Raw genomic sequence first — 11,795 nt, forward strand, 5'->3', positions numbered from 1 at the left:
AATTGAGTTAACCCTGGACCAGGCTGGCGACTGCTTTATCCAACCTTGCCATTCCTTGTTTGATATCATCCAGCTCCACCACTAATGAAGGGGCTAACCGCAACACATTCGGCCCGGCATTGAGGACCATCAAGCCATTAGCGGCCGCAGCCATCAACAACTCCCGCGCACGGCCATGGTATTGCGGCGTTAACTCGGCACCAATCAATAACCCCATACCACGGATATCCTCAAACAAATGATACTTGTTGTTGATATCTTGCAGAGCCTGCACAAACAGCCCATGGCGCTGTTCAATACCATTAAGTACCTCAGGGGTATTAATCACATCCAACGCAGCCTCAGCAACGGCACAGGCCAGAGGATTACCCCCATAAGTAGTACCATGTGTGCCCACTGCCATTACCGACGCAATTTCTTCCGTGGTTAGCATCGCACTAATAGGGAAACCGCCACCCAAGGCTTTCGCTGTGGTCAAAATATCTGGCGTCACACCATAATGCATATAGGTAAACAGCTTGCCACTACGCCCCATACCACTTTGTACTTCATCGAATACCAGCAGCGCATTATGCTGATCGCACAAAGCCCGCACCCCTTGTAGGAATTCAGGCGTCGCAGAGGTGATACCCCCTTCCCCTTGGATAGGTTCAAGCACCACCGCACAAGTGTGGTCATCCATAACGGCTTTCACCGCAGCCAGATCATTAAACGGTACATGGATGATATCGGCAGGTTTCGGGCCAAAACCATCGGAATATTTTGGCTGACCACCTACCGAGACAGTAAACAAGGTGCGACCATGGAAAGCATTGTGGAAAGCAATGATTTTAGTCTTATAGGGGCTATAGCGCTCAATGGCATAATGACGGGCCAGCTTAAAGGCGGCTTCATTTGCCTCACCACCGGAGTTGGCAAAAAACACGCGATCCGCGAAGGTCGCAGCAATCAGTTTTTGCGCTAAACGCAGTGCAGGCTCATTAGTGAAAACGTTACTGGTATGCCATAACGTCTCGCCTTGCTGATGCAATGCTGCCACCAGCGCCGGATGGCAATGTCCCAACGCAGTAACTGCAATTCCGCCAGCAAAATCAATATATTCGGTACCTTGTTGATCCCATACGCGGCTACCTTTCCCTTTTACCGGGATAAACTGCGCAGGTGCATAAACAGGCAAAATAACCTGATCGAATGTACTGCGAGTTACTGCTAATTTGTCTGCCATTGCGCTGTCCACCCTGTTATCCCCTTCGCACTTGAAGCTACAGGGTTGTTAGCTGCGTTCACGCGCCCGAATCACTTGACTGAGTAAGCTCGTCGGGATTCGCTTGCGGGCTACCTACCTGCAACTCCAATGACTTTAGGTATAATCCATTGAGTTACCAATTATTGGTATGTGAAAATATAATCACAAAATATGCATAAAAAATCACAATCAGGCAAACAAAAATATCCATTTTGTAGTGATTTTATCTCAACATATTAATTTTTAAGAAAATTATCTAATAACTGATGACCTTGTTCACTAAGGATACTCTCTGGGTGGAATTGCACGCCCTCCAGCGGTAGCGCACGATGACGAATACCCATAATTTCATCCATCACCCCCTCATGTTCCGTCCAGGCGGTCAGTTCAAAACAGTCTGGCAATGAGTCGGTCGCAATCACCAAAGAGTGATAACGGGTCACGGTTAGTGGTTGGTTAAGCCCCCGAAAAACGCCCTGACCATTATGGCAAATCGCTGTGGTCTTACCGTGCATCACTTGCCGTGCCCGCACTACACGCGCGCCAAAAGCCTGCCCTAGCGCCTGATGCCCCAGGCAAACACCCAGTATCGGCACTTTTCCAGCAAAATGGCTGATGGCCGCTAAAGAGATCCCGGCCTCATTTGGCGTGCAAGGGCCAGGCGAAATCACCAAATGTGAGGGTGATAACTTTTCAATATCAGCAAGTTGTACCTCATCATTACGTTTAACCACTACCTCAGCACCCAACTCACAGAAATACTGATAGAGGTTGTAAGTAAACGAATCGTAATTATCGATCAATAGCAGCATTTCATATCCAAAAAATCAGGTTAACGCTTACGCCCACCGGTAATTGACCCCAGAACACCGCGCAAAATTTGTCGCCCCAAGTCCCGCGCCATACTCTTGGCTGCGGTCTGGACGATACCATCACGTTTGCCACCGCGCGGGCCGGTAGAGCCAAACAGTAAATCATTCAGCCCATCCATCAAGCCACCGCCAGCACTACCCTGCTGATCGGTTGACGGCTGAGAAGCCGCCCCCCCTCCGGCCGCTGCATCCCCCATGGTGGAGAATCCGCCCGCAGATAATTTCTCATAGGCAGACTCACGATCCACACTCTCTTCATAACGGCCATACAGTGGGGAATGATTGATGGCGTGATTACGTGCCGCCGCATCCAATGCGCCCATTTTTGATTGTGGCGCGATAACCATACCCCGTTCGACCACATTGGGCCGCCCTTTCTCATCAAGGAAAGAGATGAGCGCCTCGCCAACCCCCAGTTCGGTAATCACCTGTTCGGCGCTAAATGCCGGATTCGCACGCATAGTCTGAGCAGCAGCCTTAACCGCTTTTTGATCCCGTGGGGTAAAGGCGCGCAGGGCATGCTGTACCCGGTTGCCCAGTTGACCGAGGATTTTATCGGGGATATCCAATGGATTTTGTGTCACAAAATAGATGCCAACCCCTTTCGAGCGAATCAGCCGGACCACCTGTTCAACTTTATCCACCAGCGCCGTTGGCGCATCACTGAACAGCAGATGGGCTTCGTCAAAGAAAAACACCAGTTTAGGCTTATCAACATCACCCACTTCAGGAAGTTGCTCGAAAAGTTCAGCCAGCAACCACAGCAGAAAAATCGCATACAGTTTGGGCTGATTAATTAACCGATCAGCCGCTAACAGATTGATAACTCCCTGCCCATGGCTGTCGAGTTGCATTAAATCGTGAATATCCAGCATTGGCTCGCCAAAGAATTGATTGGCACCTTGCTCTTCCAACGTCAGTAAACCACGCTGGATAGCACCAATTGAGGCTGGCGTGATGTTGCCGTATTGCGTACGGAACTGTTTCGCGTTGTCGCCAACATATTGCACGATAGCCCGTAAATCTTTCATATCAAGCAGCAGCAGATTGTTGTCATCGGCAATTTTGAATACCAGTTGCAACACACCACTTTGCACATCATTCAGATCAAGCAGACGCCCCAGCAGCAGCGGGCCAAGATCGGAAATAGTGGCACGGATCGGATGGCCCTTTTCAGCGAAGATATCCCACGGCACAATCGGGCAAGCTTGTGGTTGCCAATCCGTAACACCTATCGCCGCCAGCCGGGTTTGGAGTTTTTCCGAATCAACCCCTTCCGCCCCAATGCCAGATAAATCCCCTTTTACATCGGCGAGAAATACCGGCACACCAATACGGGAAAATTGCTCAGCCATTTTTTGCAGGGTGACTGTTTTACCGGTACCGGTTGCGCCGGTAATCAGGCCATGACGGTTAGCCAGAGCCGATAAAATCACTAAATCCTGTGCTGGCGGTACCTTCGCGATAAGCAATGTTTCACTCATAAACCTTCACCTCATCACGTTTACGTTAGAGACAGATAATTGATTATAAGCACCCGATTCGGGCAAACGGATTAATTTATGGTGGCAATACGATGGTTACTCAAAGAACGTGGCGTTGTCGGTAGGCAGCAAGCGAAAGACAAATTGGTTGTAAACCAGCCTTCGAGGTTGAGCGTGAAGGCTGGTAACTCGCGATTAAGGTAAAACTTTCGCTGACAGGATAGTGATCGGTTTGACTGGCACATTCTGATACGGGCCGACATTTTCGGTCTGAACCTGGGAGATCTTCTCTACCACATCCATCCCTTTAACTACTTTACCGAACACGGCATAACCGAAGTCACGTTGGCCGTGGTCAAGGAAAGCATTGTCTGCCACATTCAGGAAGAACTGGCTGGTAGCACTGTCTTTATCGGCAGTACGGGCCATAGAGATGGTACCACGCAGGTTACGCAGGCCGTTATCCGCTTCATTTTTGATTGGCGTTTTAGCGGTTTTCTGTTTGAAATCAGCGGTAAAACCACCACCTTGAACCATAAAACCGGGAATAACACGGTGAAAAATAGTGTTGTTGTAGTAGCCGTTGTTTACATAATCAACGAAGTTTTGTGTTGAAACCGGTGCCTTCTGGCTATTGAGTTCCAACTCAATATTCCCAACAGACGTCGTTAACAACACATGAGGCTCACTGGCGGCAAAAGCTGCAGGAGCCACGGCGCTAAGGGAACAAAGTGCAATGAAGGTCACTAAAGTACGTTTGAACATTAACGGTTCCTTTCTGTGGGATGCGAACAACGGAAAAGCGCTTTGATTCTAGAGAGCTGACCCGCGCAATGCCACCCATTTACAGATTTTTACGTAACAGAATGCGCATTTTGGCTGAAAAGCTGCCTCTTCGACAATTAAACAGCACCATGATGATTCGTTAACCAAATTAAACCATCCCTGCAATCCTGAGCAATAGTGTAATTCTGCTATAGGGATCACGTCTTGCCTATTTTCCTTTGCCCTGCCTGCCATTTTTGCGAGAAACATCTCATTTTGTTTTTGGTTAATTGCTAGTCTGCCCCAAATGAGAGCGCTCTCATTTATAATTAATCCACATGGAGGCCAAATGATGAAAACCTTTAAAATTGCCATTATTGGTGGCGGTAGTAGCTATACCCCGGAGTTGGTTGATGGGCTGATTCAGCGTATTGACCAGTTACCGGTCACTGAACTGGCACTGGCTGATGTTGAATTAGGCCGTCAAAAAGTGGAAATTATTGCTGCATTAACCCGACGAATGCTGGATCGGCATGGGCTGGAGCATGTAAAAGTCAGTGTTCACTTCTCATTGGATGACGCCATTACGGGAGCCAGTTTTATCCTGACACAATTCCGTGTCGGCCAACTCCCGGCACGCGCGGCAGATGAACGTTTGGGGCTAAAATATAACCTACTTGGGCAGGAGACCACGGGAGTAGGGGGTTTTGCCAAAGCTCTGCGTACCATTCCGGTGATGCTTGATATTGCCGCCAGAGTTGAGCGGTTAGCACCGGATGCCTGGATCATTAACTTCACCAATCCCGCCGGGATCGTTACTGAAGCAGTAACGCGTTATAGCAAAGCGAAAATCATCGGTTTGTGTAATGTCCCGATCAGCATGCACCACATGATTGCCAACTTGCTACACGCACCTTATGAAGATATTCAACTGCGCTTTGCCGGGCTAAATCATATGGTGTGGGTACATGAGGTGTTACAACGGGGTAAAGATGTCACCGCCGAGGTACTGAACATGTTGTGTGATGGGGCCTCACTGACCATGAACAATATTAAGGAAGCACCATGGCCACCAGAGTTCCTGCGTGCAATGGGGGCGATTCCTTGTCCATATCATCGCTATTTCTATCAGACTCAGGATATGCTGGCAGAAGAAATCGCCGCAGCGGCTGAACGAGGCACCCGTGCTGAACAAGTTATGCAGGTAGAAAAAGAGCTGTTCGAGCTGTACGCTGATCCGCATCTGGACAGTAAACCAGAGCAACTCAGCTTCCGCGGTGGATCATTTTATTCTGAAGTTGCACTGGAACTTATTCGTGCCATTCATAATAATTTAGGTACGCAACTTGTTGTAAATACAACAAACCGTGGTGCAATCCGTGGTTTATCTGATGGCTCAGTAGTAGAAACTAACTGTATTGTTGATGCACAAGGTGCACACCCACTGACCTTCGGCCCATTACCTGTTGCTATGCATGGGCTGACCCAGCAGGTGAAAGCCTATGAGCGCTTGACCATTGAAGCTGCGGTGCACGGTGACCGTCGTAGTGCCTTGTTAGCGTTAGTGACTAACCCACTGATCGCTAACGCCAGCATTGCTCAGCCACTATTGGAAGAAGTTCTTCAGGTAAATAAACCTTACTTGCCTCAGTTCACAGACCTGTAATGTTAAATTAACTATTGTTGTGGGTTATGATTTTACACCCAACGTCATTGGCGTTGCAGCCAGACAACCCGCGCAAAACCCGATGAACTTGCGCAATCAAGCGATTCGGATCACGCTGCTTGCGAGGTCCAAGGATGGACGGAGTAACGAACGCAGCTAATCCCCTACGACTTCAATGGCGAAGGGGCTACTTTTACCCTAAACAGGAGTATGAAATGGTTACACTGGAAGACGTCGCGGTATTAGCCGGGGTTTCCCGTGCTACGGTTTCCCGCGTGGTCAACGGTGATACCAATGTCAAATCCCGGACCCGCGAAAAGGTAGAACAAGCGGTAGCGGTATTGGGCTATACCCCAAACCCTGCTGCGCGAGCACTGGCGTCCAGCCAAAGTAATACCCTGGGGTTGGTGACAACCTCATATCGCGGTGGCTTCTTTGGTGCGTTGATGGATTTTGTTCAGACCGAAACAGAGTCACAAGGTAAACAGCTTTTAGTGACTCAAGGGCGAGATAATGCAGATAAAGAGTGGCTGGCAATCCAGCGCCTGTACAACTTACGCTGTGATGGTTTAATCCTGCACGTGCGTTTTCTCAGTGACGAGAGACTGCACCAGCTTGCAACAGCAGGCCGATCATTCGTGTTATTAGACAGGATGGTTCCCGGTCTTGAGGCCCGTTGTGTGACCTTTGATCACCGGCGCGCCAGTCAAATGGCGACTCAGGTACTTATCGATGCAGGCCACCGCCATATTGCCTGTATCAGTGGCTCTTCTCAGCGCTACTCCAGTGTGTTGCGCCGCCAGGGGTTTTTGGATGCCATGCAAGCAGCAGGTTTAGAACCTACCGCTTGTGTGGAAGGTATTTACGATCTGGAAAGTGGCTATCAACGCGCGGACGAGATCTTAAAGCAACCTCATCTACCCACAGCTATCTATTGCTGTAACGAAGAAATGGCAATCGGCGCGCTGTTGGCTATCAATAAGCACCATTTGCAAGTACCACAGGATATTTCATTGATTTGCTATGACAGTGGCGAACGCGCCCCTTTTGTCAGCCCGGCCTTAACCAGCCTGCACTTCCCGATTGTTGGAATGGCGCAATTCGCCACTCAGTTGTTGATTAATCCACAGCTCCCCATCGCCAGCTTTCCGCCAGCAATTATTATGCGCGATTCTGTTATGCCACCGAAACAACTCCGCTAGTCAGCCCCGGTGGCAAGTTATCGCTCTTCCCTGCTTATCTTTCTTTTCGTTCATGAAGATAGCGGAAGATAGCGAATGTTATTGGCGTTACTGGCAACAGAATAAACCTCATTAGAGGCTCATCACCCCGCATCACTCACATAAGCAAGTGATGCGGCTACGCGCCTAACACGCCTACTGCTTCAAGAACCAAGGGTAACGCTATTAAAATGTCACATTCAATTTTGCCCAAAGAGTCCGGCCCGGCTCATTCAACGACGTATTGGCTGAGTATCCAAATCCACTATTACCAGCCAGATTCAGGTGCTCGCTGTACGCTTTATTCAGCAGATTATCGATACCAGCGCTGACTTTGACTTGTTTTGTAACCTTGTAAGCCACATTGGCAGACAGCACACCGAAACCCGCGCTATCAGCAAAGTCTTTGCCCACCACATTCCCTTCGTTAATCGCAACCCGGTGCTGACTGCTGACTAACCGCCATAATGCGGTGCTACTCCAGTCCCCTGTTTCAAACGTCAATCCTAACCGTGCTTCAAGGGGAGGGATTTGCGGCAACGGACGATGATTACTGGTATTTTTCCCCCAGGCATAAGCCAGGCTGGCGTCAGCTTTCCAATTGTCGTTAAAGGCGTACCCTGCCCCCATCTCACCGCCCATGATAGTTGCGTCGATATTATCTGCCTGGCTGATGCGCAGATTGTTAGGGTCATACTTGAACAAGATGAAATCATTAACCCGCCCAAGATAAGCTGAAACCCAACTGTTTAGCTGCTTACCATTGTATTGCGCACCAATATCAAGCTGAGTGGTCTTTTCACTCTTCACCCCCTCAAAAGCGCTGGTAGAGCCAACAGGCCCGAACGTCGGTGAAAATAGCTCCCAATAATCAGGAAAACGCTCTGTATGGCCCAAACCGGCGTACCACATCACGGGTAAGTCAGTCAGATTATGCTCAAAACGCATGAAACCGGCGGGAAGCGTTGCAGAGCGTGTCGGCTCATTAGCGCGGACATAATTGGTGACCTCATGATGATCAATACGGGCACCGGTAATCAACTTATCCTGATCGCTGGCACTCCAGGTCAGTTCGCTGAACAAACCGTTGCTAGTAAAGCGGGCATCTTTATCCCAATGGCCTTGTTTGTTTTTACGGTGCGTATTGGTTTGCAAATCAGTACCCGCCTCTAATTTCAGATCCTGCCACAACCAAGTGCCCATGACTCGCCCACCCATCGTGCGCCGGTCTACATTACTGGACATCGCCATCATCGGTGGCGTGCGTAATGTATTGTTATCCATAATATGATTGGCATAGTTGTAGTAGATTTTGGCTTCAATTTTGTCCAACACCTCACCGATATTTGTTTTTTCAAAACGGGAACCCAGGCTCTCGCGCAAGAACTGGGAACCGTCCATACCGCGCCCGGCATACCTTGCTTCACCGTCACCTTTACCCGCTGTTAGCTCAAGTAACGTATCGCTATCTGGTGTCCAACCCACGGCGATATCGGCATTCCATTTATCCCATTTCGAGGGCACCCGCGTGCCATTGCCATCTTTGTAATCACCCGCCTGAGACTGGTTGCCCATCATGCGCAAATAGCCTTGCTCGTTACCTAAACTGGCATCGAGATTTTTATCCCAGCGACCATTAGAGCCCACCAATAGACTGGCATTCCCTTTGATGCCCGCCTGATCAAAGTGAGGGGGTAGCCGCTCAAACAAAATAGTACCGGCGGAAGCACCAGCTCCCCACAGCACCGATTGTGGCCCCTTCACAACGGTCAGCAGGTCAAAGCTCTCTGGTGAAATATAGGATGTGGGCGCGTCCATCCTTGATGGGCAGGCACCCAGTGTTTCTGCACCATCCGTCAGAATCTTTATGCGCGAGCCAAACATGCCACGGAACACCACATCCCCATTGGTACCCCCATTACGGATTTGCGAGAAACCGGGGATAGTTTTCAGATAGTCAGCTCCATCACTGGCGGGAACGGGTTGACGCGGTGCTTTAGGCGAGGTCACGATAACCAGTGGCGAATGAAGGGGCGCAGTAACGGTTATGACATCAGCATCATTGAGCTTTTTATCACTGCTATCGTTGATGGTGTTATTCACCACCGGATCATGAGCCATCAGATGGTCATGCGTGGCGGCAAAGGTATTTAAAGCAAAGACAGAAAAGGCAGAGGTTACTGCGCATGCTAATAATGTTTTTTTATAGGTTTTATTCTTGCCAGACATAATTATTCCTTGGGCAATACAAATCACTCCGGTGAGTATTTATCCACACCAGAAAAATGGTTTTTATTTTTTATCGGATTATCAGGAATAAAAGGCAGGAGGTGCGCGCGGTTGGCTCTCTGAATAGGTATCTTGAATAATTAACCAATAGATAAATAACGGCGCAGGGATCTCGGCTAACAGTAATGCGGAGCGAATATCCGCGTTGCAAGCCGTATTCAGTAGGGGCAAATGAGTCAGTAATACACAATAGCCACAAGCCGCATGATCCATCATCATGCCATCATGGCCGCCTCCGGCCTGCTCGGCATTGCTATCTTGGGCCTTAGTCTGGTTCTGTTGATGATCAGCGTGATGCGCCCTGTCCATAGCACAATTAGCCTGAGCAGTGCTCACGCCCGTCGTTGAAAGGGGTTTTTCCTCATACGAAAGCGCCAGTGAGACTGAAACCACCGGAGCGATAAATAGCATTAGAATCGCCGCTATCCCCAACCAGGCAGAAAAGCGCCTTCTTTGATAAAGAATTTGGCTCAACGGCACCTTATCGCCGTTAGTGTTACATCGGTAATCACGCTTCTCATCACGATAGATTCCTTTATATCGATGAAAAAAAGAAAGTGGACTGATTAATTATCTGTTTTATTAATAGTTTTATACCCAAGTTACTTCGAGATGCAGATAGGCAGCAACCGAGCAAATCCCCTGGGCTTAGATAACTAAGTGACTGAGGTGAGCAAGGGCAGTCAACACCCCAGCATCTTGAAGGGCGACGGGTATATGGTTTTTCACTGTTCTACAGACGGGGAAATCATACCTGAGACAACCTTAACACGGCCTACACTTTAATAGAATTAAGAATCTTTATCATTTGAGGATGCATCGCAATTTGTGACGGCTCACTATTATTCGTAATTGCTTTTCAGTCATTACATTAAAATTTGAATGTAAATCACAAAAACTCACTATGCCTGTGCTAGGATCCGCCGCCTTAGTGCTGAAAACCGGTTTGATCTCCTTTTAGCCCTATGTCCGTTTTTAGCAATTATCTGTCTTTAACTCTTTATTTATTTGATACTGACGCACAGGCCTATTTATGAATAACAGCAATCGCATTCGGCTCACTTGGATCAGTTACTTCTCTTACGCCCTTACTGGTGCGTTAGTTATTGTCACCGGGATGGTGATGGGGAATATCGCAGAGTATTTCAATCTGCCTATTGCCAGTATGAGTAACACATTTACTTTCCTTAACGCGGGTATTTTAATCTCTATCTTCCTCAATGCCTGGTTAATGGAAATCATTCCATTAAAACGCCAGTTGGTGTTTGGCTTTATTCTGATGTTGATTGCTATCGCCGGATTGATGGTTGGCCATAATCTAATGGTCTTCTCAATCAGCATGTTCATCCTCGGGGTGGTCAGTGGGATAACCATGTCGATTGGTACCTTCCTGATAACCCATATGTACGAGGGGCGTCAGCGCGGTTCACGCCTGCTGTTTACCGACTCGTTCTTCAGTATGGCTGGGATGATTTTCCCTGTCGCCGCAGCAATGCTGCTGGCACGCCATATCGAATGGTATTGGGTGTACGCCTGTATCGGCTTGCTGTATGTCGGTATTTTTGTGCTGACACTGTGCTCTGAGTTCCCGGTTCTGGGCCACAAAGCCGCTGATCAAAGCAAACCGGTGGCGAAAGAGAAATGGGGCGTTGGCGTGCTGTTCCTGTCGATTGCCGCATTGTGCTATATCCTTGGCCAACTTGGTTTTATCCAGTGGGTACCAGAATACGCTACCAAAACGTTCAATATGGATATCAGTCAAGCTGGCCAACTGGTCAGTAACTTCTGGATCTCTTATATGATTGGGATGTGGGTGTTTAGCTTTATCCTGCGCTTCTTTGACCTACAACGCATCGTAACCGTACTGGCTGCACTGGCAACGCTGGCGATGTATCTGTTTGTCAGCACCGATAATCCACAATACCTGAGCTACTACATTCTGGCGTTGGGTTTTGTCTCCAGTGCAATTTACACCACGCTGATTACTCTGGGTTCACTGCAAACCAAAGTCTCTTCGCCAAAGCTGGTTAACTTCATCCTGACCTGTGGCACTGTCGGCACCATGCTGACCTTCGTGGTGACCGGCCCGATTGTTGCCAACAGTGGTGTTCATGCCGCGCTGGCAACGGCCAACGGCCTGTATCTGGCAGTATTTGTGATGTGTCTGATTCTGGGCTTCTTCACCAAGCACCGCAGCCACGGCCATGCGACTGACTGATTTATCGGTTTTACTGCCCTGCCACCATCAAGGTT

At 48.8% G+C, this 11,795-nt stretch carries 9 protein-coding genes; 3 read left to right on the forward strand and 6 right to left on the reverse strand.

The window, feature by feature from the left end; all coding sequences use genetic code 11:
* Positions 1–7: 7 nt before the first annotated feature.
* The 4 genes from argD to ppiA all read right to left on the reverse strand — a co-directional run bounded on the left by argD (position 8) and on the right by ppiA (position 4,367).
* Positions 8–1,225, reverse strand: coding sequence for a bifunctional acetylornithine/succinyldiaminopimelate transaminase (gene argD / locus A6J67_RS01955; RefSeq protein WP_050073729.1), 1,218 nt, complete (start codon positions 1,223–1,225; stop codon positions 8–10).
* Positions 1,226–1,482: 257 nt separating this feature from the next.
* Positions 1,483–2,058: an aminodeoxychorismate synthase component II gene (locus A6J67_RS01960; RefSeq protein WP_042568751.1), complete on the reverse strand. Its 576-nt coding sequence runs from the start codon at positions 2,056–2,058 to the stop codon at positions 1,483–1,485.
* 20 nt (positions 2,059–2,078) lie between these two features.
* Positions 2,079–3,602, reverse strand: a complete 1,524-nt coding sequence (locus tag A6J67_RS01965; protein WP_005186179.1) for a helicase HerA-like domain-containing protein — start codon at positions 3,600–3,602, stop codon at positions 2,079–2,081.
* 195 nt (positions 3,603–3,797) lie between these two features.
* Positions 3,798–4,367 (reverse strand): peptidylprolyl isomerase A, encoded by a 570-nt coding sequence (gene ppiA, locus A6J67_RS01970; RefSeq protein ID WP_005186177.1) that lies wholly within the window; start codon positions 4,365–4,367, stop codon positions 3,798–3,800.
* A 352-nt stretch (positions 4,368–4,719) separates the two neighbouring features.
* On the opposite strand from ppiA, the gene A6J67_RS01980 reads away from it, so the two are divergent.
* Together A6J67_RS01980 and A6J67_RS01985 are read left to right on the forward strand one after the other, a co-directional pair.
* Positions 4,720–6,033, forward strand: coding sequence for a 6-phospho-beta-glucosidase (locus A6J67_RS01980; protein WP_050297629.1), 1,314 nt, complete (start codon positions 4,720–4,722; stop codon positions 6,031–6,033).
* A gap of 215 nt (positions 6,034–6,248) precedes the next feature.
* The gene (locus A6J67_RS01985; protein WP_050073713.1) at positions 6,249–7,235 is read left to right on the forward strand and encodes a LacI family DNA-binding transcriptional regulator; all 987 of its coding nucleotides are present in this window, start codon (positions 6,249–6,251) and stop codon (positions 7,233–7,235) included.
* 204 nt (positions 7,236–7,439) lie between these two features.
* Here the strand turns inward: A6J67_RS01985 and A6J67_RS01990 are convergent, their stop codons facing one another.
* Together A6J67_RS01990 and A6J67_RS01995 are read right to left on the reverse strand one after the other, a co-directional pair.
* Positions 7,440–9,374 carry a TonB-dependent copper receptor gene (locus tag A6J67_RS01990; protein ID WP_404810567.1) on the reverse strand — a complete coding sequence of 645 codons (1,935 nt, stop codon included), beginning with the start codon at positions 9,372–9,374 and terminating at the stop codon, positions 7,440–7,442.
* 189 nt (positions 9,375–9,563) lie between these two features.
* Positions 9,564–10,022: a DUF2946 domain-containing protein gene (locus tag A6J67_RS01995; RefSeq protein ID WP_050088655.1), complete on the reverse strand. Its 459-nt coding sequence runs from the start codon at positions 10,020–10,022 to the stop codon at positions 9,564–9,566.
* 553 nt (positions 10,023–10,575) lie between these two features.
* Between A6J67_RS01995 and tsgA the strand changes: the two genes are divergently transcribed.
* Entirely contained in the window at positions 10,576–11,760 is a 1,185-nt protein-coding gene (gene tsgA, locus A6J67_RS02000) for an MFS transporter TsgA (RefSeq protein ID WP_005186163.1), read from the forward strand.
* Positions 11,761–11,795 lie beyond the last annotated feature (35 nt).

The sequence above is a fragment of the Yersinia sp. FDAARGOS_228 genome (assembly GCF_002073315.2).
Classification (GTDB): Bacteria; Pseudomonadota; Gammaproteobacteria; order Enterobacterales; family Enterobacteriaceae; genus Yersinia; species Yersinia intermedia.

Coding starts and splice junctions, on each gene's coding strand:
- argD (WP_050073729.1), bottom strand. CDS start 1,225: ATGGCAGACAAATTAGCAGTAACTCGCAGTACATTCGATCAGGTTATT.
- A6J67_RS01960 (WP_042568751.1), bottom strand. CDS start 2,058: ATGCTGCTATTGATCGATAATTACGATTCGTTTACTTACAACCTCTAT.
- A6J67_RS01965 (WP_005186179.1), bottom strand. CDS start 3,602: ATGAGTGAAACATTGCTTATCGCGAAGGTACCGCCAGCACAGGATTTA.
- ppiA (WP_005186177.1), bottom strand. CDS start 4,367: ATGTTCAAACGTACTTTAGTGACCTTCATTGCACTTTGTTCCCTTAGC.
- A6J67_RS01980 (WP_050297629.1), top strand. CDS start 4,720: ATGAAAACCTTTAAAATTGCCATTATTGGTGGCGGTAGTAGCTATACC.
- A6J67_RS01985 (WP_050073713.1), top strand. CDS start 6,249: ATGGTTACACTGGAAGACGTCGCGGTATTAGCCGGGGTTTCCCGTGCT.
- A6J67_RS01990 (WP_404810567.1), bottom strand. CDS start 9,374: ATGGCTCATGATCCGGTGGTGAATAACACCATCAACGATAGCAGTGAT.
- tsgA (WP_005186163.1), top strand. CDS start 10,576: ATGAATAACAGCAATCGCATTCGGCTCACTTGGATCAGTTACTTCTCT.